Here is a 21298-nt window from a genome sequence, read left to right as displayed (position 1 = left end):
GAGATCCCCGACTCCCCCGTGTCCCCGGACTCCTCCGGGACCGCCCCCGTGACGACCGTCAAGTGCCTGGTGTGGGACCTCGACAACACGCTGTGGCGGGGCACCCTGCTCGAGGACGGCGAGGTCGTGCTCCCCGACGAGATCCGACAGGTGATCACCACCCTCGACGAGCGCGGCATCCTCCAGGCCGTGGCGAGCAAGAACGACCACGACCACGCCTGGGGGCAGCTCGAACAGCTGGGCCTGGCCCAGTACTTCGTACACCCGCAGATCGGCTGGGGCCCCAAGTCCGGTTCCGTGCGCGCCATCGCCGAGCAGCTGAACTTCGCCCTCACCACCCTCGCGTTCATCGACGACCAGCCGGCCGAGCGGGCCGAGGTCGGCCATCACCTCCCCGAGGTGCGCCGCTACCGGGCCGAGGAGGCGCTGGAACTCACCGGACGCCCGGAGTTCAGCCCGGTCGTCACCGCCGACTCGCGCCGCCGCCGCGAGATGTACCAGGCAGGATCCCGCCGGGAGGCGGCCCGCCAGGACTTCACCGGCGCCGACGAGGAGTTCCTGCGCACGCTGGCCCTGGTCATGACGATCCGGCGGGCCGACGAAGCCGACCTGACCCGGGTCGAGGAACTCACCCTGCGCACCAGCCAGATGAACGCCACCGGAGTGCACTACGGCGACGCCGAGCTGCGCGCGCTGCTCGCCGACCCGGGGCACGAGGTACTGGTCGTCACGTTGAGCGACCGCTTCGGCGACCACGGAGCCGTCGGCATCCTGCTGCTCGAACGGCTCCCCGGCGTCTGGCACCTCAAGCTGCTCGCCACCTCCTGCCGGGTGGTCTCCTTCGGCGCCGGCTCGGTGATCCTGCGCTGGCTGACCGACCGGGCCGCGGCCGCGGGCGTGCACCTCGCCGCCGACTTCCGGCGCACCGAGCGCAACCGGATGATGGAGGTCGCCTACCGCTTCGGGGGCTTCACCGGCGACGCCTGCCCGTGCGCCGCCGCGGTCACCGGCCCGGACCGGGACGGCATCGAGCTGCTGCACATCGAGCCCGTACGGCAGGAGCCACCGACCACCATGCGCCTGGACGCCCCCGACCTGGCCGTCCCGCGCGCCGGGGCCGGTACGGTCGTCGCCGCCGAGGTGTCGCATGGCTGAGCCCGCCCCGGGGGAGCTGCCCGGCACCCTGTACGAGTGGTTCGACCGGACCGTCGAGCGGCACCCGGAGGAGCCCGCCGTCGAGGCCGGTGGCACCGTGCTGAGCTACGGCGAGCTGCGGCGGGCCGCCGAGCACATCGCCGCGCGGATCCTGGCGGCGCACGGCTCCGCGCCCCGCCGGATCTCCGTGATGGCGACCCGTTCGGTGGCGGTCCTCGCCGCCTATCTGGCGGGTCAGCGGCTCGGCGCGTGCGTCACCCCGGTCAACCCCTCCTTCCCGGTGCAGCGCAACCGGATGATCGTGGAGCTGGCGGGCGCCGAGGTGCTGATCGTGGACGCCGAGGACGCGGCGCAGCTCGACGGCGGTCTCGGCGGCTGCGCGGCCACCGAACTGCGGCTGGACACGGCCGAGGTGGCCGCCGCCGGGCGAACGGCGGCCACCCCCGCGTCGGAGCTGCCGCCGTACACCACGGGGCCGGACGAGGTCGCGTACGTCCTGTTCACCTCGGGCTCGACCGGCCGCCCCAAGGGCGTGCCGATCCGGCACCGCAATCTGAGCCCGTACCTGGGGCACAACATCGAGCGCTACGGCATCGGGCCCGGCTGCCGCACCTCGCACACCTTCGATCTGACCTTCGACCCTTCGGTGTTCGACCTCTTCGTCACCTGGGGCGGCGGAGCAACGCTGGTGGTACCGGGCCGAGCCGAACTCCTCTCGCCGGTCGACTACATCGTGGAGAACGGCGTCACGCACTGGTTCTCGGTGCCGTCCGTGGTCTCCGTCAGTGCCCAGCTCGGCAATCTGCCGACCGGGTTGGCGACGGACCTGCGGATGAGCGTGTTCATCGGCGAGCAGCTGTCCTACGACCAGGCACGGGCCTGGCACGCGGTCGCCCCGCAGGCGTCGATCGAGAACGTCTACGGCCCCACCGAACTGACCGTGGCGTGCACCGAGTTCGCGTTGGCCGCCGATCCGGCCGACTGGCCCGCCACCTCCAACGACACCGTGCCGGTCGGGCCCGTCTACGACTTCCTGGACCACCTGGTGCTCGACGAGGCGGGCCGCCCCGCCGAGGAGGGCGAGCTGGTCGTCCGGGGTTCCCAGCGCTTCGACGGCTATCTCGATCCGGCCGACAACCGAGGACGCTTCCTCAGCCATGACGAGGACGGCGCCACGCCGTACGACGGGGAGGGCCCGCTCACCGCGGAGCACTACTACCGCACCGGTGACCGGGTGCGCTGGGAGTCCGGCCGGCTCGTGCACCTCGGCCGGCTCGACAACCAGGTCAAGGTGCGCGGCTACCGCGTCGAACTCGGCGAGATCGAGGCCGCCATGCGCCGCCACCCGGACCTCGACCAGGCCGTCGTCATCGCGCTGAAGCGGGGCGACGACGTCGAACTCGTCGGCTGCCACACCGGCACGCCCGTCGAACCGCAGCAGCTCGGGCGCTGGCTTCGCAAGCGGATCCCGGTCCACATGGTGCCCCGGCGGTTCCGGCACCTGGACTCCCTGCCGCTGAACCCCAACGGCAAGATCGACCGGCCACGCATCACCGGCGATCTCCAGTCCCCCGACCTCGCCGCGGCCGGACCGGCCGGCGGCAGTGGAGGCCATCATGGCGTTTCTCGATGACATCATCCCGCCACCGGGCATCGTTCGGACCCTGTGCCTGAGCAACTTCGCCAAGACCGCGGGCCACGGTGTCCTGATGGCGGTCAGCGTGCTGTTCTTCACCCGTACCGTCGGCATCCCCGCCGTGCAGGTCGGGCTCGCGCTGAGCATCGGCGCGGCGATGGCGATGGCCGCGAGCATCCCGGCCGGCCGGCTCGCCGACATCCTGGGCCCGCGCAACACGACCGTCGGATTCCTGCTGCTGCTCGGCGTGTTCGTCGGCGCGTACGCCTTCGTCGAGAGCTTCGCCGCCCTCGTCGTGGTCACCAGCCTGGCGCTGATGGCCGAGTCGTCGACGGACGCCGCCCGCGGCGCGCTGATCGCCGGACTCATCCCGCAGGAGGACCGCGTCCGCGCCTGGTCGTACATGCGCGCCGTCAGCAACCTCGGGGTGACGCTCGGCGCCGCCGCCGGGGCCGTCGCGCTCTGGTTCGACAACCGGCCCGCCTACATCGGCCTGCTCGTCGCGGGCGGTGTGATGTTCCTGATCGCCGGAGCCGCCTACACGACCGTGCCGTCGGTCGCTCCGGTGCCGAAGGAGAGCACCGGCCCCAAGTGGGTGGTCCTGCGCGACCTGCCGTACGCGGCGGTGGCCCTGCTCAACTCCGTCCTGGTGATGAACGTCGCCATCCTCACGGTCGCGCTGCCCATCTGGATCACCGGCCACACCAACGCGCCGAAGTGGCTGTACTCGGTGATCCTCATCCTCAACACGATCATGGTCGTGCTCTTCCAGGTCCGCGCCGGCAAGGGCAGCGAGGACGTCCGCGGCGGCGCCCGCACCCTGCGCCGGTCCGGAGTCTTCCTCGCGGTGTGCTGCGGGTTCTTCGCACTCGCCGCCGACCGGCCGGTGTGGGTCGCGGTCGCCGCGCTGCTCGCCGGAGCCGCCGTGCACGTGATCGGCGAGATGCTCTACAGCGCCGGTTCCTGGTCGCTGGCCTTCGGCCTGGCCCCCGATCACGCGCAGGGGCAGTACCAGGGCATGTTCGGCATGTCGACCCAGCTCGGCTCGATGGTCACCCCCGCGCTCGCCACGCTGCTCATCGTGCAGTTCGGCTGGCCGGCCTGGATCATCTTCGCGGCCCTGCTCCTCGGCGCCGGACTCGCCGCGCCCGCGGTGGCCTCCTGGGCCGAACGCACCCGTGAACCGGCCCCCGGGACGGGCACCGCAGCGGCCGTCACCTCCTGACCGCCGCCCGAACGGAGAACGCACGCCATGGACTTCAGCCTCTTCTACTTCGCCAACGACAGCACCGAGTCCACCGCCAACCGCTACGAACTGCTCCTGGAAGGAGCCAAGTTCGCCGACCGCAACGGCTTCAGCGCGGTGTGGACCCCGGAGCGCCACTTCCACCCCTTCGGGGGCCTCTACCCCAATCCCTCGGTGACCGGCGCGGCCATCGCCGCCGTGACCGAGCGCATCGGCATCCGGGCGGGCAGCGTCGTCGCCCCGCTCCACCATCCGCTGCGCATCGCCGAGGAGTGGTCGGTCGTCGACAACATCTCCGGCGGCCGCGTCGGTCTCTCCTTCGCCTCCGGCTGGCACGCCGCGGACTTCGCGCTGCGCCCGGAGAACTACGAGAACCGCCGCGAGATCCTCCTGGAGCAGGTGGAGCAGGTCCGCGCGCTGTGGCGCGGCGAGCGGATCACGGTCACCGACGGGGTCGGCAGCGAGCAGCGGCTCGGGATCTACCCGCCGCCGGTGCAGCCCGAGCTTCCGGTCTGGGTGACCAGCGCCGGTGGTGTCGAGACCTTCCGCAACGCGGGCCGGTCCGGTTCCGGTCTGCTGACGCATCTGCTCGGCCAGGACCTCGACGACCTCGCCCACAAGATCGCCGAGTACCGCAAGGAGGTCGCGGAACTCGGCCGCCCCGACGGCTGGACCGGGCACGTCGCCCTGATGGTGCACGCCTTCCTCGGCCCGGACGAGGACGCCGTCCGCGAGACCGTACGGGCCCCGCTCGGCGACTACCTGCGCAGCTCGCTCGGGCTGCTGCTGGGCTCGCGGCTCGACGGCAGGCGCTTCGACGCGTCCAAGCTGTCGCCGGAGGACGTCGACTTCATCGTGGCACGCTCCTTCGACCGCTACTTCGACGACGGCGGACTGCTCGGCACCGTCGACAAGGCGGAGCGCATGGTGGAACGCTTCCGGGCGATCGGCGTGGACGAGATCGCCTGCCTGATCGACTTCGGGCTGCCCACGCCCACCGTCCTGGCGAGCCTGGAGCACCTGAACCGGCTGCGCCGGAACACCTCGATCGACGGAGAGGGCAGCACGTCATGACCGAACGCGTCGAGCACACCGGTAGGGCAGGGGTACGGGCCCCGGGCGGGATCGTCGACTTCGAGGTGGTGTTCCCGTCGTCGGCGGTGGACGTGCGGGAGCTGCACGAGTCCTCCGGCGTGTCCGTGGACGACATCCTGGCCATCACGCACACCGAGCGGTTCCCCGCCCTCGACGAGGACGAGGCCGCGTGGGAGCTGGCCGCGACCGCCGCCCGTACCGTCCTGGAGCGCCAGGGAATCGACCCGGACGACATCGGCCTCGTCGTCTACGCGGGTTCGGGCGAGTGGGACCTGCCGTTCTGGTCGCCCGCCGCCAAGGTCGCCGACGAGCTGGGCATCGGCGGCGCCCACTGCTTCGAGATCGCCAACTTCTGCAACGGCGGGATGACGGCCGTCCGCACCGCCCTGGCCGAACTCGCCCTGGGCACCGCGCCGTACGCCCTCGTGCTCATCGGCGACCGGCTCAGCCGGCTGGTCGACCACGAGGACCCCGAGTCCAAAGCCCTGTTCAACTTCGGCGACGCCCCGGCCGCGCTGCTCATCGGACGCGAGAACTGCCTTCTCGACGTGCTGACCTCGTCGATGCGCACCGACCCTTCGTGGGCCGACTACTACTCCGGCGACGTGGAGGACGACCGGGTCCTGATGCGCCGCCGCGGCCGTCGGCAGGGGCTCGGGGACGCCTATCTGGAGAACTTCCCGGCCCGCGTCGACGACGTGCTCACCACCCTCGGCAGGCGGATCGCCGACGTCGACTGGTTCCTCGTCAACCAGGGCGACAAGGGGATGCACGAGAAGCTGCTCGCCAGGCTCGGCGTCCCGCCCGAGAAGAGCGTCTTCAACTACCACCGGTACGGGCACATGGGCGGCTCCGACCCGTTCATCGCGCTCGGCGACCTGATCGCGGACGAGCGGATACGGCCCGGGGACCTGGTCCTGGTCGCCGCCAGCGGCATGGGCTTCAGCTGGAGCGTGACGGCACTGGAGTACCGAGGCCGGTGACCGCTCCCGCATACCCGTACGCGGGCTGGAAGGACCTGCGGGGCCTCCTCGCCCCGGTCACCGCGCCCCCGGCCCGACCGGTCGGCGACGACAGCTCCGCGGGCACGTCCGACCGGGCCGCCGAGGCGCCGTTCACGCTGCTGTTCGTCCATCACGCCGGCGGATCGGCGGCGGCCTTCGCCCCGCTGCCACGGCACCTGCCCACCGACTGGCGGCTGCTCGCCGTGGACCTCCCCGGCCGCCTGATGGCCATGGGCGAGGGCGGCTTCCACTCCACCACCGAGGCGGTGGCCTGGCTCGCCCCGCTCACCCGGCGGCTGCTCGACGGCCCGTACGGCGTCTTCGGCCACAGCATGGGCGCCCTCGTCGCGTACGAACTGGCCCGGGAGCTCTCCGGGGATGGCCGGCCGCCCGTCTGGGTCGGGCTCTCCGGCGCGCCCGCGCCCGGTCATCGCCCCGACCGCGCCCAGCGGCACCTGTGGTCGCGGGAGCGGCTGACCCGCTTCCTGCGGGACCTGGGCGGCACCCCGGAGGAGGTGCTCGCGGTCCCCGACATCGTCGGACCGATGGTGGAGGCGCTGCGCGGGGACCTCGCCGTCGTCGACACGTACGAGGAACGGCCCGGCCCGCCGCTGGAGGTGCCGCTCTCCCTGTTCACCGGCGCGGACGACCCGGTCGCCCATCCGGCGCTCGCCGCGCCCTGGGCCGACCGCACCACCGCCCCGGCCGAGCGGCACTCCTGGCCCGGTGGCCACTTCTACCTGTACGAACACACGGCGGCGGTCTGCGGGGCCGTCGTCCGTGACATCACCGCGGCCCGCGCCCGTCGGCGGACCCTCGACTCCCTTGCGGTGCGGCATTCATGACACATCGTCTCCTTCTCCCGAAGTCCGCGGCCGAGGACATTCCGAAGAGATCACCGACGACGTCACCACCACGGGGGAAGTCGGCATTCCGGACCACCACCGGTAACCGTCACGACGGGCAGTCCCGTTCGTTCTGCGGCTCCGACAACAGCCCCTTGGTCGCGATCAGATAGCCGAGCTGGGCCCGGCTGACACTGCCGAGACGCCGCGAGATCCGGCTGATGTACTCGGCCACGGTCCGGCGGCTGATACCGAGTCCGCGGGCGATCTTCTCCTCCGTGTGTCCGGCGACCAGGAAGCGGACGATGCTCTGCTCCAGCTCGGAGACGACGATCTCCGGCCTTTTCCCGGCGGCCGGGTCCACCGGAGTGCCGCGGGCCCAGGCGTACTCGAAGACATTGGCGAGATAACGGACGACATGTGGATCACGTACTTCCAAAGCCTCGTCCGGAGAATCGGAAAGCGTCGGAATGAATGCCACCGCACGGTCACAGATAATGACCCGGTCGAACATTTCATCAACGGTCCGGATTCCGCCACCAGCTTCCACCACAGTGCGGATGTATTCCGCCGTAGGCGGATGGTTCCATACGGCATGTTGATAGAGAGTGCGCTGCGAGACGCCCCTCGACAGGAGGTCCAGATTGCGCCGGACGACCGTTTCCAGGATCTGCGGTGGCCGTCGGCCGCCCGGCTGGGCGGTCAGCAGCTCCGCCTTGCACAGTCCGACCGCGGTGTCGATCGTCTCGGCGATCTCGGCGGCACCGCGCAGCACCCTCGACGACTGCGGGCCACCCTGGCGGCCCTCGGTGTACACGGCCTCCGCCGTCTCGAACGTCTTGGCCAGAGCCTCCAAACGGCGTCTGCTGTCCGCGAGTTCCCGCTCCAGCGGAGCCAGCGTCCGGCCGGCGGCTATCGTCGGCGCGACCGGCGCCAGGAGCCCCGGCTCCCCCGGCACCGGCACCAGCAGTCCCAGCTCGGTCGCGCAACGGACCGGCGGCTCGGCCGGGACCGGCCCACCGGTGACGGCGCTTTCGTAACGGCGTAGTCCCGACTCGCACAACCCTGGTCCACACCGTGCACCCACACACCCTGTTTGCAACATTTGCCCCCCTGCGTGATCATGCGCTGCGCATACATGTTAGGTCAGAAAGTTGTTGCAGCAACTGTGCGCCGGAAAGCATGAGTGGGCCCACTCCCAGCAGTTCGACACCGCATTTACCAAGGGATGGAAATGCCTCATTCGATTCACAGCGAAGAGTTCCGCACGGCGGTCGCCCGGCTGTCGGTGCCCGGAATGGGCACGGAGGTGGTCGGTCCACTTCTCGCCAACCTCGTGCAACTTCTGCGTCCGCAGCGGGTGTTGGAGGTCGGGATGGGGTATACGACGCCCTTCCTCGCCGCCGCGCTCGCCGAGGCCGAGCGGACGGTCGCCGCCGAGTCCCTCGCGCTCGCCGCGAAGACCCGTGAGCACCTGGACGCCGGACGCCCGCTCGACGACGGCTGGCTGCTCGCCGAGCCCCCGCTCGTCACGCCCGCCTCACATCTGGAGCCGTACCGTCCGATGCTGGCCGCCGTGGACAACCTGTCCATCGCCGAGTCCTCCGCCGGCCGGGTCCGCGAGGTGCTCGCCGAACTGGGCCTGGACGAGCGGGTCACCGTCGTCAACGCCGATCTGAAGGACTCGCTGGACAAGCTCCCCGAGGAGCTGACCCCCATCGACTTCGCCTGGGTCGACGCCTGGGAGTGCCTGTGGTTCTTCGACCACTTCTGGCCGCTCATCGACCCGGACGGCGGCCTCGTCGTCATGCACTACCTGATGACGTACCCGGAGGGCGACGCGGTCCGCCGCTACATCGCGAAGTTCCAGGAGCGTCACCCGGGCGAGCTGGAGGTCGTCAGCCTGCTGGAGTCGCAGAAGCTCATGCAGAACAGCGTCACGATCCTGCGCCGCACCTCCGGGGCGCGCAAGCTCCGGTACGCGGGCCCCGGCGGAGCCATCGACTACTCGGACCAGCTGCACAGCGACGCCCGGGACCACCTCCGGCTGGTGGCCGACCGCCCGGCCTGACCGCCGTGCCCGACCACTCCGCCCGACCACCACGAGCAGTGAGGACTGCTGTGACTGCCACGCTCGAATCGGTACGCAGCCGGAGTTTCACCTTCATCCTGGGCAGCCCGCGCGGCGGCGGGAACACCGAGACCCTGGCCCGGTACGCCGCCGAGGGCCTCCCCTCGGACACCGCCGCGGGCTGGCTCAGCCTGAGCGAACTGCCGCTCCCCGCCCGCCCGTCCGGACCGCTCCTGGACGGTCCGGAGAGGGTGCTGCTCGACGCGACCCTGGACAGCACGGACATCGTCCTCGCGTCCCCGCTGCACTGGTACAGCGTCTCCGCCGCCACGAAGCTCTACCTCGACTACTGGGCCCGCTGGGGCGGCCTTCCGGACGTCGGCTTCCGGGAGCGGATGCGGGGCAAGAACCTGTGGGCCGTCACCGCGTACGCGCGCGGTGACGACACCGACACCGAACCGCTCACCGGGATGCTCCGCCGTACGGCCGACTACCTCGGCATGAACTGGCGTGGCGCGCTGCTGGCCCGCGCCCACGGCGAGGGCGACCTGGAGGCGGACCCGTCGGCACTGGCCCGCGCGGCGGAGTTCTTCGACCTGACCGACTGAACCCGCCGATCCGGGCCGATCCCGCCGGACTCACCGGACTCACCGGACTCACCGGACTCACCGGACTCACCGGACTCACCGGACTCACCGGACTCACCGAGGAGAACGAACCCACCGGCCGGAACGAGCCCCGCGTGATCTCCACTTGTCGCCCTCCGCCCCGTACACCAAGGTGGCCCCTATGACTGCAGCACACACGATCGCCGTCCTCGGCCTCGGGCGCATGGGCGACGCGATAGCGGCCCGCCTCACCGCCCAGAACCGGAACGTCGTCGGCTGGACCCGCTCCGGGCGCGGTTCCGACGCCGTGAAGACGACCTCCGACGCGCACGACGCGGTGGCGCGGGCCGACCTCGTCGTCCTGGCGCTGTTCGACGGCCCGGCCTGCCGCCAGGTCCTCGACGACGTCCAGGGCTCGTTGCGCCCGGACACGACGGTCGTGAACGTCAGCACCATCGCGCCCGCCGAGGCGGCGAAGCTGGCCGCGCGCCTCGGCCCGTCCTATGTCCACGCGCCGGTGCTCGGCTCCGTGTCGGCGGTCGCGGCGGGCGCCCTGCAGATCCTCGCCGCCGCGGCCGACAGCGACACGCTGGACCGGGTCCGGCCGGTGCTGGACGTCCTGGGCACCGTACGGCCCGTGGACGACGCGGCCACCGCCGCGGCGCTGAAGCTGATCGCCAACAACAGTCTCTCCGGGGCCGTTCTCGCCCTGCGCGACACGCTCCGGCAGGCCGACGCGCTCGGACTGCCGCGCGCCCAGGTGCTCGATGTCCTCGAACTCGGCCAGCTCGGCGGCCTCGTGGCCCGCAAGCGCGCCTTCCTGGTCTCCGAACCGGTTTCACCCCCGGCCGAGTTCACGATCGGCGCACTGGCCAAGGACATGGCGCTGCTGGCCGACGCCTCGGGCCTGCCCCTGCGCGGTGCGGCCGGACTGATGGACCTCCCCGCCGACGCCGCGGTCGGTGCCGAGTCGGACATCGCCCTCGCCGCCACGGTCCCCGCCGTGCCGGACGCGGTGCTCGAACCCCTCCGCGCCTACGTCCGCGGCCATGCCACCGGCGACCCCGCACACTTCCGTGAGGCGTTCCTTCCCAGCGCCCACATCGAGGGAATCCGGGAGGGCGCGTTCGTCTCGTGGCCCCTGGACACGTACTGCGCCCTCTTCCACGGCACGCCCGCCCCCGACGAGGCCGGCCGGTCACGCCGGATCGACGCCGTGGACGTCCACGGCTCCGTCGCGACGGCGACCATGACGCTGGCGCACGGCGCGGACACCTTCACCGACGTCTTCCTGCTGGTACGTGTCGAGGACGGCTGGCGCATCGCCAACAAGGCGTACCACCGCCACTCCTGAACGGAGCCGCCCCAGCTCCCTCGCGCGCACATGAATCCACCTCGGCGGCCAGTGCTCACTGGCCGCCGACCGCGAGAGAGAGCGCCGACACGACAGGGGCGGGGCGCTCGCCGCCCCCCACGCGTCCGGCGGACGTCCCGGCGGCGCCGGAGACCGTGCCGGTGCCGCGGGTGGGGGCCGGGAGGGCCACTTTCGGCGTGGCCCCGCCCGTCCCGTGGGATGCCCGGGGGCGTGATCCTCCCGGAGGAGGCCGGGGGCTCAGTTCACGGCCAGGTCGCGCACGACCTGAGCGAAGGCTCGTACGAGGCCGTTCTCCGCCTCGCCGCGCCAGACCAGTCCGAAGTCGAGGGTGTCCATGTCGGGGAGGGGCAGCCAGGCGATGTCCGGGCGGGCCCAGTAGCGGCTCACGTGGGCGGGGAAGGGGTTGATGTTCTCGCCGGCGCTGATGAGGGCGAAGATGTCGTCGATGTTCTCCACCGGCTGGGTGCGCTCGATCACGCGGCCCTTCGGGGTGTGCGGTGGTGTGTAGGCGTCGACCCAGTAGCCGGGCAGCGAGAGGCCCGTCGGGACCTGGAAGTCGCCCAGCATCTCCAGGCTTCCCGTGGCGTGTCCGGCCAGCTCGTGGTCGATCGACACGGCGAGCACGCGTGATTCCGTGAAGAACGTCGGGCCGACGACGAGGTCGGGCTCCAGCACCGGCAGCCAGCAGACCAGGATGTCCACGTCCCCGCGGCGCAGCCCGGCGAAGGGCTCCGCGAAGGGTGCGTGCCGCAGTCTCAGACCCCATTGGGGGTGGCGGGAGCGGAAGGCGTCCCAGTAGGGGCGCAGTTCGTGGGCGTTGCTGGAGATCATGCCGATGCGCAGCGCGTCGGTCTTGCCCCGGGCGGCCAGTCTGGCCCGCTCCAGGCTCTCCCGCAGGCCGCGGTGGACGGGCAGCAGGTCGGCGCGCAGTTGTTCGCCGACCGGTGTCAGCCGTACGTTGCGGCTGTCGCGGCGGAACAGCTCCGCGCCGATGCCGCGCTCCTGTTGTTTGATGGCCTGGCTGACCCGTGCGGTCGACACGTAGAGCCGCTGGGCGGTCCGTCCGAAGTGCAGTTCTTCGGCGAGCGGCAGAAATATCTCGATGTCCCGCAGTTCCATTTTTCTCACCCCGTTGGTCAGCTGCCGGCCCGTGGGCCGGGTGCAGCGCGGGCCAGCCTGGCACGCGCGCGCGGTGCGGGGCAAAGCGGAGGTGTGCCGCGGCTGGTCGTCCTCGGCGGGAGACCGTCGGTTCGGCGGGGTTCGCGGAGCCGGTCTCGGCGTGCGTGGCCCTCGGGCACGCCTGGGGGGCGCCTGGCCTCCGGCCGGTCGTGTCCGGCCCGGCGGTTCGATGAGGTGGCGCCCCGGCGGTACGACGGGGTCAGGCGAACAGCTCGGCGAGCAGTTCGGGTCCGAGGGGGAAGGGCGCGGGGCGGTGGGCGGGCGGGCGGGTGCCCATCAGCTCGCGCACCAGGAAGTCCCAGCAGCGCTTGCGGACGTAGGAGACGCAGTCGATGAAGGTGTGCTCGGCGCCGGGTACGACGAGGAGTTCGAAGTCCTTGTCGGCGGCGATGAGCGCGTCAGCGAGCCGCAGCGTGTGGTCCGGGTGGACCTGGTCGTCCATGCCGCCGTGGACGAGCAGCAGCGGGCCTGCCAGCCGGTCGGCGAGGGCGAGGTTGGAGGAGCGGGCCCATGCCTCGGGGTTGTCCGCCCCGTCGTACGCCTCCACGAAGCCGAGGTTGAAGTGGGGGGTGTCGTGCGAGCCGGAGAGGGCGGCACCCGCCTTGTACACCTCGGGGAAGTCGGCCATGGCCCGTACCGCGGCGTATCCGCCGCCGGAGTGGCCGAGGACGCCGACCCGGTCGAGGTCCATCCACGGCCGGGTCAGGGCCAGCTCCCGCAGTGCCGCGACGTGGTCGGCCAGACCGCCCGCGTCGGCCAGGCGGCCGTCGGAGAAGTCGTGGAACGCCTTGCTGCGGCCCGGGGTTCCCCGGCCGTCGACGGCGACCACGACGAATCCGAGCGCGGCGAGGGGTTCGGCGTCCATGCCCAGGCCACCGGGGTCGAAGCTCGGGAGGACCCGGTTGAGCTGTGGGCCGGGGTAGACGTTGTCCACCACCGGGTAGCGCCGGGCGGGGTCGAAGCCGCGCGGCCGGTACAGCACGCCGTAGATGTCGGTGACCCCGTCGGCCGCCTTGGTCCTGAAGCGCTCGGGCGGCGTCCAGCCGGTGGCGGCGAGCCGGCTCACATCGGCGCGCTCCAGCTCGGCCAGCACGCGGCCGTTCCAGTCACGCACCCGGGTCACGGGCGGGGTGTCCACGGTGGAGGCGGAGTCCACGAAGTAGCCCTGCCCGGGCGGCATGGTGGGGACGTGGTCCGCGTCGTCGTCCGTGACCTTCGTGAAGCCGGAGCCGTCGAGGCCGACGCGGCACACCGTGCGCCGGTAGGGGTCGTCCTGGACGAGCCCGGAGGCGGTGAAGAAGACCTCCCGCGCCGTCTCGTCGACTCGCAGGATCTGCCGCACCGCCCAGGGTCCGGAGGTGACCTGCCCGAGCAGTTCGCCGGTGTGCAGGTCGTACCGGTACAGGTGGCCCCAGCCGTCCCGCTGCGAGTACCAGAGCACCTCGTCGGCCAGCACCCGCACGATCGGCGGCTCGTACGCCCACTGGTTGGGCTCGACGCGGGTGGGTCCGGTCTCGGTGACGACGGTGGTGACCTCGCCGCTGACGGGGTCGAGCCGGTTGAGGGTGAGCGTGCGCAGGTCGCGGGGCCGGTCGAGGTAGTACACGGCCGAGCCGTCCGGGGCCCACCACGCCCACTTGGCCGCGATCGGCGACAGCAGCGGCATCAGCAGCGGCGCGGCCTGCGAGCGGACCACCGTCCCCGTGGTGACGTCCAGGACGACCAGTTCGGCCAGGGGCATGTGCTCGTCCCCGGCGTGGGCGTACCGCCGGGTGTGCAGGAGGGGCGCGCCACCGTCGGCGGGCCGGGCCTGGAGGAGGTGGGTCCGCCGTACGAGGCGCTCGTCGGTCCGGTGGGCCAGCACCTTGGTCGAGTCGGGCGACCAGGCCACCGCGGGCGGCAGGTGCGGCAGACCTATCTTGCTCAGCAGGACGGTGTTGGCCGTGCAGTCCGGACCGGTGCCGTACTGGTGGTCGGGCGCGCCGTCGGCGGTCAGCGCCCATTCGCGTCCGTCGGACAGCGAGCGCGCCCACAGATCGTGCCCCCGCCGGGACACCGCGAGCCCGCCGTCGGGCGACCGGACCTCCAGTGGGCTGCCCGGCGGGGTGAACTCGGTCCGCTCACAGCCGTAGCCGTCGAGCTCGCAGCGCCAGTACGCGTCGAGCGCGGCGAACTCCACCGCGTCCCCGTCGAGTTCGATGAACGTGAAGGGCAGCGCCGCGGGGTCGACCGGCTTGCCGGAGGCGGCGGCCAGCGAGGCGGCGAGCCGGGTGTGGTCGAAAGCCGGTTCGCGGGTTCCCGCCGCCGGGTCGACCAGCACGAACCGTCGGCCGGGGCCGTCGGCCACGGCGTACCAGAACCGGGCTCCCCCGTCGATCCACTGCGGCCGGATCCTGTCGCCGACCACGAGCCGGCCGGGGCGGGCGGGCCGGTGGAGGAGCTGTTCCGCGGCGAGGTAGTCCTGAGTGGTGCTCATGCTCATCGTCCTTCTGTGGTGGTGCGGGTGTCGTGTGGTGGTGCCGGGTGTCGCGTCATGGGTGGTGGTGTGGTGCTGGGTTTCGCGTCATGGGTGGTTGGTGGTGTGGTGCCGGGCGGGCGGGGTGATCGGGCTGGGCGGGGCTCAGAGGCCGCGGGCGGTGATGTCGCCGTGGGAGGTGGTGGCGCGGATCTCCAGGGTCGGACTGCCGTCGGCGTTGCGGAGCGCGTTGCTGATCCGGCCGTGGGCGGTGCCCGCGTCCAGGGAGGCGGACACCCCCGCGGCGACGGCGACCGAGATCGGGCCGGCTGCGGTGCGCAGTGCGACGGTGCCGCGCACGGCTTCCTCGACGGTGATCCCGCCCTGCTGGGTCTCGATCTCGGCGGGGCCGCCCAGGCGGCCGACCGTGATGTCCCCGGCGAGGAGGGTCAGGCGGGCGCTCGTGGTCTCGTCGAACCGGAGGGAGCCCCGCGCGCCGTCCACGGCCACGTCACCGAGCCGCCCCACGCCCCGGATCGTCGCGGCGGCGGTCCTCGCCTCGACGCGGGAGCCGGCGGGCAGCCCGACCGTCACCCGCACGGATCCCGAGTCGCCCCGCACAGGGTTCTTCGCCGGTTCGGCCGCGACCTTGAGGACGCCGTCGCGGTACTCGGTCACGATCCGCTCGGCCGCCGTGACGTCCCGCCCCTTCGAGGCGTCGGCGGGACGGACCTCGACGGTGGTGTCGGCCCCGTCCGCGGCGACGAGCCGGATGTCGCCCGCCGGGATGTCCAGGACGAGGGAGACCGGGGTGGGGGTGTCGAATCTCTGCATGGCTCTGCCCTTCGGCTCATTGTTTCTGACATTGGAAACGCTACGTTGCCTTCACACTATGAGCAACACCAAGTGCGCTTCATTTAGGAATATTGGCTACTCAAAGCGATTTTTCGTTGCAATGACTCTGTAGATTGACGCAACGATCGACCCGCGTTCGTTGCGCTGAAATGAACACGAACGCTACGAGGGGGCGCGGGCGCGGCCGGGCCGCGCACCGGAGGGTCAGGCCCCGGCGGGGGCGGTCCACTCCACGAGCTGGACCACGAATCCTTCGGGGCCCGTCAGCTCCAGCTGCCGGGCGCCCCACGGCTCCCTGTGCAGGGGGACGGTGATGTGGGCGCGCTCCCTCCGCAGCCGCTCGTCCTCGGCGGCGATGCCGGTGACCGCGAACGAGACGAGCACCCCGACAGGCCGGGCGGGCGGCAGTTCGAGGTCCCGCTGCCGCAGCAGGACATCCGGGGCGCGGTCGCCGCGGGCGAGAACCACGAAGTCCTCGCCCGCGAGCACCTCCCGGTATCCCAGGTGGGTGGTGAAGAACCGGCTGGAGGCGGGCGGATCCACGACGTCCAGCACCACGGTGGAACCGGTGACGTTCACCTCGGCTGACACCTCGCGACTCCATGGAGGGGCATGTCGGCACTGCTCCTTGCTCTCTGCTCTCGGGGACGGACCAAGAATCCCGCCACCGCCCGGGAGGAACAACGGCCGGACCCTCAACGGTCGTTAACCCCGGGGTTCACGAAGCCGACGCCGCCGCACCGGCTCCCCTCGCCCGGCCCTGTACCCCGGCACCGAAACACCCCCGATCGGCCGACGTCCACGGGGACAGCCTGCGCCGGTCCCGCCCATGCCGAAGCGGCCGCACGGACACGCGGCCGGTGCCTTCGAGCGGCCCTGCGGACAGCCTTCACCAGCGGGTTCCCCATCAGCGACGATGACCATCGGTCATTCTGGGCGGCGACCCCCTCGGTCCCACCCGGTTCGTCCTCGCGGACTCCGACGCGCCTGGCCCGTCACCGGCATGCGCTGACCCGCACCACACGGCAAGGACACCGTCGACCGGTGGCACGGCGGGCCCGCCGTCGCGTCCACCGGCGCCCGGTGCGGCCGTCGAAGGGATGCCGGTGCCACGGCATCACGCGGGAGAGGGCGGGCATCCGGGGCGTACCGGGCACCGGGCCCGGTTCGGGATGAGGGTCAGGCGGTGGTGGGGGAGCGGAGGGAAGCCGTCGCGGTTCACATGCCGCCGGAAGGCCGCGGCGGCCGGGATTCAGCGCGCCGCAGTCAGGTCAGGGCCGCTTCTGGGGCTGGTCTGGTCATACGGTGGGGCGAGGTCGCGCAGGTGAGTGACGACTCGGCCGACCCGCTGGCCCACCACTCCCCCGTCGACGGCGCGAGCGGGGGCTACGCGCCTTCCAGGGCCTTGGTCACCTGGTGCAGTTCCGTCGGCATGACCGCGATCAGGACCTCGCCGCCGGACGACTCGCATGTGACGATCCGTGATCCCGGGTTGATCGTCATCCCCTCGCGCAGGGAGGGCGAACGCACTCCCGCTTGAGCCAGATCGCGCGGCAGAGTGACTTCCCGCTTGCCCGGGGAAGACTTCCAGACGAGGGGGCCGGCGCCGATGAGCAGACGTCCCGCCTTCCAGCGGGAGCCCTGAGCAGACCACTTGAGCATGCAGGGGACCCCTGCCGGACGCCCGGCGGACATGGCCGTCGCCCTCTGCTGCCGCTTCCTGCGCATCACCCACCCGACGAGGGCCGCGGCCACCACACCAACCACCAGTTCGATCACTCCCGCATTCAAGCAGGCGGGATCCCACGGGAGCACATCACCCGGCCCCACCGCCTCCGCACCGGTGCGGAGCGGAGACCCGCCCGTCCGGGCGGAGTGCGGGAGGCCAGCAGGACGGCCGTCGGCAGCGCGGCGGCCAGGGCCGCCGACGCGTCCTTCCAGCCACGTCACGAGGGCGTTCCGCGATCAGCCGCGTGCCCTGCGTCACACGCCGTGGGGAGCGACAGGACTCCCCATCCCATCGGACGGACTCGGCCTCTCTTCCTCCGAAGGTCATCCGGTCATCGGATCGTCGGCCGGACACTCGCCGCCGGCCGGTCGGTGACGTCTCCGACCGCCGCCGGGCCTCGGTCGCCGGAGCGGCATCGCCTGCGGCACGGCACGCCTCCTGAGCGCGTGGTCAGCGCGGCGAATGCCCCGGTGGTGCGGGCGGCCCGTCCGCTACCGCCGCCCGAACCGCCTCCCCGTCTGCCGGTCACCGCGTCCGGCCCGGGAGATCTTTGGGGCGGCCCATCATCACCCCGTGAGGAGATCCCGTGCTCGAAGGCTTCGGCGAGGCGCTCGCGGACCCGGAGTACTACCTGCCGCTGCCCGCCATCGGCGACCCCGGGCCGCGCTTCGCCCCCCGCGAGGTGCCGTCGGGCGTCCTCGGCTCCGACCAGGGCATCTGGACGGTGTGGGGCGCGCCGCGGGCCGGGCAGGGCTGGAAGATCCATGTGTCGGCGCGGCTCGACCGGGCGCAGCACGTGCTCGACACGGTCGCCGGCATCTGCTTCGCGGAGGGCGTGCCGTTCAAGCACCTGAGGGCCCGGTTCTTCTTCCTGTTCCTCCATCACAAGCACGCCGCGCGGGCCCAGGCGGGCAAGTTCTGCGCCGTGTACCCGCCGGACACGGCGACCGCGCACCGACTGCTCGAAAGGCTGCGTGACGCGCTCGACGGGGAGGAGGGCCCGTACGTCCTCACCGACCGGCGCTTCCGCGATTCCCGGACGGTCCACTACCGCTACGGCTCCTTCGACGGCGCCCGCAGCCTGCTCCGCCCCGACGGCACCCGCGTGGGGACGGTCCTCGACGGCTCGGGGCACGAGGTCGTGGACGCGCGGCTGCCCGCGTTCCTCCTGCCCTCCGGGATCACGGACCCCTTCGTGGAGCGGGAGGAGCCGCCGCACGCGGGCCCGATCCTCATCCGCGACTACGAGGTGATCCGCGCGGTGCGCCTGAGCAACGCGGGCGGGGCCTACCGGGCCCGCGACCGGCGGACCGGCCGCACCGTCTTCCTCAAGGAGGCACGCGCCCACAACGGCCTGGTCTTCGACGGGACCGACGCGCGGCGGCGGCTGCGCCACGAGTACGACGTGCTGTGCGCGCTGCACGCGGCGGCCCCGGGGGTGGGGCCCGAGCCGCTGGACCACTTCACGGAGTGGGAGCACGACTTCCTCGTCACCGAACACGTCGCGGGGCAGCCGCTGGTGGCCTGGCTGAGCCGGTCCTCCCCGCTGGCCCGCGCGGACCGCACCGCCGGGTCCGTCGCCGCGTACTACGAGGCGTGCCGACGGCTGCTGGACTCGCTGGACGCCTCGCTGGAGCGGCTGCACGCCGCCGGTCACCGCTTCGGCGACCTCAGTCTGGGCAATGTGCTGGTCACACCGTCCGGCGGGATCCGGCTCGTGGACTTCGAGGCGGCCTCGGCGCTGTCCGACACCCCGTCCGGGCTGGGCACTCCGGGATTCACGCCGCCGCCCGGACTGCGGCGGACCGACGGCGACCGGCTGCTCCAGGACCGCTACGGAGCCTCGGCGGTAGCCCTCGCCTTCCTGGCGCCCTTCCACGAGGTCGCCGAGCACGCGCCCGCCAACCTGGCGCTCCTGCGCCACGATCTGGCGGACGCCGCTCCGCCGCCGGACCTGTGGGAGCGGGCGACCGCCTTCCATCGGGCGGAGCACCGGTCGCGCGAGCGGAACGGCCCCGTCCGTCCGCCGTCCCCGGCCGAGGTGGACGCCGATCCGCGCGGCTGCCTCGCCCGGCTGGCCGGGCACGTGACGGCGGGGCTGCTGGAGACCGCCGACCCCGACCGGCCGGAGTGGGCCTTCCCGCCCTCGCCGGAGGCGTTCCGGACCAACAACGTGTGCCTGGCCCACGGTACGGCCGGGGTGGTGCACGCCCTGCACCGCGCCGGGTCCCCGGTGCCGGGCCCGGTCCTCGAGCGGCTGCGCCGCGACGCGCTGGCCCTGCGCGGCGCGCTGCCCCCGGGCATGCTCGTCGGCTCGGCCGGCGTGGCGCGGGTGCTGGCCGGCCTGGGTCGGCTGGACGAGGCCGTCGACCTGCTCCGGGACGCCGACGCCCATCCGCTCACCGCCTCCTGCGGGACACTGGCCGGGGGACGCGCCGGGGTCGGTCTGGCGTGGCTCGCCCTGCACCGGCTGACCGGGGAGGACGGACACCTGCGGAGGGCGGCGGCAGCGGGGGAAGAGCTGCGTACCGCCGACCTCGCGGCCGTCCTCGGCGAGCACGACGCCCGCGGCCTGCTGCACGGCCGCTCGGGGCTCGCCCTCTTCCTGCACCGCCTGGCCGACGTCACCGGCGAGGGCCGTTTCCTGGACGCGGGCCGACTGCTGCTCCACGAGGAACTGGACCGGACCTTCGCGCTGGACGACGGTTCCCTGTCGCTCTCCGACGACGCGCGCCTCACCCGTGCCATGCCGTACCTGGGCACGGGAGCGGCCGGGCTCGTCGCCGTGCTCACGCACTACGCCGCGACCGCTGCGGACGAGCGCTGCGCCACGGCGCTGCCCCGGCTGGTGGCCGGGATCCGGGTCTCCCGAGCCACGAAGGAGGCGGGACTGCACCGGGGGCTGGCCGGGCTGGTCTGGTCCCTGACCGTGCACGCCGAGCTCACCGGCACGGACACCGCGCGCGAGGACGCCGTGCGGGCCGCGACCGGCCTGCTGAAGTACGCCGTCCCGTACCGGCGCGGCGTCCGCTTCCTCGGCGCCGGTTCGCAACGGTTCACCGCGGACCTGTCCAGCGGCGGCGCCGGGGTCCTGCTGGTCCTCCACCGTCTGCTGGCCGGACCGCTCCTTGACGGGCCCCGGCCCGCGCGCCCCGGACTCCCGGCCGCCGTCTGACGGCACCGCGCGGCCTCCCCTGAACTCCCCGGCACGGCGGCGAGCAGCTCCGTGGCGGGGCGCGCGGTGACCGACCGGCACCGCTCCGACGAGAACCATCAGGAAGAGGAGATCATCCATGAGCCAGATCCTCGCGCTCCAGGTCCTGGAGACCGATCAGGAGGAAGAAGCCTTCCCGTGCTTCAGCGTCGCCTGGAGCATCAGCGACATCTTCCCCGAGCCGATGTAACGGGTTCGCTCCCGGTGGGCCGGGGCCGGTGCTCCCCCACCGGCCCCGGCCCCACCCCGCGCCGGTGTCCGCTGGTTCGCCCCAACGACCAAGCGCCGCAATTCCTTTCCGAAGGAGAGACACCGAAGAGGAGGCGCGGTCATGGAGCAGGCGGTCCGCGACGGCATCATCAAGGTCGACCCCGCACGCGTGACGGGCTTACAGAAGCTGTACGAGCAGGCCGGGGGCGAGCTCCTCGACCCGCGAGCGCGGGCCCTTCCACCGGACATCACTTGCCCGACCGGCCGACGCACCCGTAGCCGCCTCCCACGGCGAGTACCAGGGCTGGAGCGAGGTCGTCCTCTTCGCCCACCTCAGCGTGCTCCGCGCGCCCCGTGTCCTGCCGAGCCCGATCGTCGGGGCCCGCTGACCCGGGTCAAGGCGAGCCGGTCCCCGACCGGTCCCCAAAACGGCCGAGGGGCCGTTTCAGATCTCTCTGAAACGGCCCCTCGGTATCCGACTTCGAAAAGTCGGGACGACAGGATTTGAACCTGCGACCCCTTGACCCCCAGTCAAGTGCGCTACCAAGCTGCGCCACGTCCCGATGCCCGTCTGACCTGCGGTTTCCCTGGCCCGGCGTGCATGAGAACAATACCGCACTT

The 21298-nt window shown here is 72.4% G+C and carries 16 protein-coding genes and 1 tRNA gene; 10 read left to right on the top strand and 7 right to left on the bottom strand.

The features are described from left to right. Positions 1-18 precede the first annotated feature (18 nt). From ACIRQY_RS01475 to ACIRQY_RS01450, 6 genes are read left to right on the top strand one after another with little or no spacing between them, the layout of a single operon-like run. On the top strand, positions 19-1155 hold the full coding sequence (locus tag ACIRQY_RS01475; RefSeq protein ID WP_403922264.1) for an HAD-IIIC family phosphatase: 1137 nt from the start codon (positions 19-21) through the stop codon (positions 1153-1155). Then, on the top strand, positions 1148-2788 hold the full coding sequence (locus tag ACIRQY_RS01470; RefSeq protein ID WP_403921478.1) for an amino acid adenylation domain-containing protein: 1641 nt from the start codon (positions 1148-1150) through the stop codon (positions 2786-2788). The genes ACIRQY_RS01475 and ACIRQY_RS01470 overlap by 8 nt, the downstream gene beginning before the upstream one ends. Beyond that, complete coding sequence (locus ACIRQY_RS01465; protein WP_351791793.1) at positions 2772-4016, top strand: MFS transporter; 1245 nt, start codon at positions 2772-2774, stop codon at positions 4014-4016. The genes ACIRQY_RS01470 and ACIRQY_RS01465 overlap by 17 nt, the downstream gene beginning before the upstream one ends. 27 nt (positions 4017-4043) lie before the next feature. Beyond that, complete coding sequence (locus tag ACIRQY_RS01460) at positions 4044-5111, top strand: LLM class flavin-dependent oxidoreductase (protein ID WP_403921475.1); 1068 nt, start codon at positions 4044-4046, stop codon at positions 5109-5111. Then, on the top strand, positions 5108-6115 hold the full coding sequence (locus tag ACIRQY_RS01455; RefSeq protein ID WP_403921472.1) for a 3-oxoacyl-ACP synthase III family protein: 1008 nt from the start codon (positions 5108-5110) through the stop codon (positions 6113-6115). Before ACIRQY_RS01460 ends, ACIRQY_RS01455 begins: the two co-directional genes overlap by 4 nt. Continuing rightward, positions 6112-6981, top strand: coding sequence for a thioesterase II family protein (locus tag ACIRQY_RS01450; protein WP_403921469.1), 870 nt, complete (start codon positions 6112-6114; stop codon positions 6979-6981). The genes ACIRQY_RS01455 and ACIRQY_RS01450 overlap by 4 nt, the downstream gene beginning before the upstream one ends. A gap of 109 nt (positions 6982-7090) precedes the next feature. Here the strand turns inward: ACIRQY_RS01450 and ACIRQY_RS01445 are convergent, their stop codons facing one another. Beyond that, positions 7091-8044 carry a LuxR C-terminal-related transcriptional regulator gene (locus ACIRQY_RS01445; protein WP_351791783.1) on the bottom strand — a complete coding sequence of 318 codons (954 nt, stop codon included), beginning with the start codon at positions 8042-8044 and terminating at the stop codon, positions 7091-7093. A 171-nt stretch (positions 8045-8215) separates the two neighbouring features. Here ACIRQY_RS01445 and ACIRQY_RS01440 point away from each other — a divergent pair, with 171 nt between their 5' ends. The 3 genes from ACIRQY_RS01440 to ACIRQY_RS01430 all read left to right on the top strand — a co-directional run bounded on the left by ACIRQY_RS01440 (position 8216) and on the right by ACIRQY_RS01430 (position 11014). Beyond that, positions 8216-9052, top strand: a complete 837-nt coding sequence (locus ACIRQY_RS01440; RefSeq protein WP_403921465.1) for a class I SAM-dependent methyltransferase — start codon at positions 8216-8218, stop codon at positions 9050-9052. Positions 9053-9102: 50 nt separating this feature from the next. Beyond that, on the top strand, positions 9103-9660 hold the full coding sequence (locus ACIRQY_RS01435) for a flavodoxin family protein (RefSeq protein ID WP_403921463.1): 558 nt from the start codon (positions 9103-9105) through the stop codon (positions 9658-9660). Positions 9661-9841: 181 nt separating this feature from the next. Continuing rightward, positions 9842-11014 (top strand): nuclear transport factor 2 family protein, encoded by a 1173-nt coding sequence (locus tag ACIRQY_RS01430; protein WP_403921460.1) that lies wholly within the window; start codon positions 9842-9844, stop codon positions 11012-11014. 258 nt (positions 11015-11272) lie between these two features. Here ACIRQY_RS01430 and ACIRQY_RS01425 read toward each other — a convergent pair whose 3' ends face one another. From ACIRQY_RS01425 to ACIRQY_RS01405, 5 genes are all read right to left on the bottom strand, one after another. After that, a complete protein-coding gene (locus ACIRQY_RS01425) occupies positions 11273-12154 on the bottom strand; it encodes a LysR family transcriptional regulator (protein ID WP_403921457.1) in 882 nt (293 codons plus the stop codon). 259 nt (positions 12155-12413) lie between these two features. Continuing rightward, positions 12414-14690, bottom strand: a complete 2277-nt coding sequence (locus ACIRQY_RS01420) for a DPP IV N-terminal domain-containing protein (RefSeq protein WP_403921454.1) — start codon at positions 14688-14690, stop codon at positions 12414-12416. 144 nt (positions 14691-14834) lie between these two features. Then, positions 14835-15503, bottom strand: a complete 669-nt coding sequence (locus ACIRQY_RS01415; protein ID WP_403921452.1) for a DUF4097 family beta strand repeat-containing protein — start codon at positions 15501-15503, stop codon at positions 14835-14837. 225 nt (positions 15504-15728) lie between these two features. Then, positions 15729-16115: a glyoxalase gene (locus tag ACIRQY_RS01410; RefSeq protein ID WP_403921449.1), complete on the bottom strand. Its 387-nt coding sequence runs from the start codon at positions 16113-16115 to the stop codon at positions 15729-15731. Between the two features lie 795 nt (positions 16116-16910). Next, positions 16911-17303 (bottom strand): hypothetical protein, encoded by a 393-nt coding sequence (locus ACIRQY_RS01405; protein WP_403921446.1) that lies wholly within the window; start codon positions 17301-17303, stop codon positions 16911-16913. A 536-nt stretch (positions 17304-17839) separates the two neighbouring features. On the opposite strand from ACIRQY_RS01405, the gene lanKC reads away from it, so the two are divergent. Continuing rightward, positions 17840-20428 carry a class III lanthionine synthetase LanKC gene (gene lanKC, locus ACIRQY_RS01400; RefSeq protein ID WP_403921443.1) on the top strand — a complete coding sequence of 863 codons (2589 nt, stop codon included), beginning with the start codon at positions 17840-17842 and terminating at the stop codon, positions 20426-20428. Between the two features lie 738 nt (positions 20429-21166). Here the strand turns inward: lanKC and ACIRQY_RS01395 are convergent. Beyond that, positions 21167-21240: transfer RNA gene (locus tag ACIRQY_RS01395), tRNA-Pro, on the bottom strand. Positions 21241-21298 lie beyond the last annotated feature (58 nt).

Source organism: Streptomyces sp. NPDC101490 (genome assembly GCF_044767145.1).
GTDB lineage: Bacteria > Actinomycetota > Actinomycetes > Streptomycetales > Streptomycetaceae > Streptomyces.
Note: the sequence above shows the minus strand (reverse complement) of the source record. Positions and strands in the feature narration are given on the sequence as shown.

What these genes read in the sequence shown, in the direction of transcription:
- ACIRQY_RS01430 (WP_403921460.1), top strand. Translation starts at nt 9,842, where the DNA reads ATGACTGCAGCACACACGATCGCCGTCCTCGGCCTCGGGCGCATGGGC.
- ACIRQY_RS01465 (WP_351791793.1), top strand. Translation starts at nt 2,772, where the DNA reads ATGGCGTTTCTCGATGACATCATCCCGCCACCGGGCATCGTTCGGACC.
- ACIRQY_RS01455 (WP_403921472.1), top strand. Translation starts at nt 5,108, where the DNA reads ATGACCGAACGCGTCGAGCACACCGGTAGGGCAGGGGTACGGGCCCCG.
- ACIRQY_RS01415 (WP_403921452.1), bottom strand. Translation starts at nt 15,503, where the DNA reads ATGCAGAGATTCGACACCCCCACCCCGGTCTCCCTCGTCCTGGACATC.
- ACIRQY_RS01440 (WP_403921465.1), top strand. Translation starts at nt 8,216, where the DNA reads ATGCCTCATTCGATTCACAGCGAAGAGTTCCGCACGGCGGTCGCCCGG.
- ACIRQY_RS01425 (WP_403921457.1), bottom strand. Translation starts at nt 12,154, where the DNA reads ATGGAACTGCGGGACATCGAGATATTTCTGCCGCTCGCCGAAGAACTG.
- ACIRQY_RS01460 (WP_403921475.1), top strand. Translation starts at nt 4,044, where the DNA reads ATGGACTTCAGCCTCTTCTACTTCGCCAACGACAGCACCGAGTCCACC.
- ACIRQY_RS01470 (WP_403921478.1), top strand. Translation starts at nt 1,148, where the DNA reads ATGGCTGAGCCCGCCCCGGGGGAGCTGCCCGGCACCCTGTACGAGTGG.
- ACIRQY_RS01420 (WP_403921454.1), bottom strand. Translation starts at nt 14,690, where the DNA reads ATGAGCACCACTCAGGACTACCTCGCCGCGGAACAGCTCCTCCACCGG.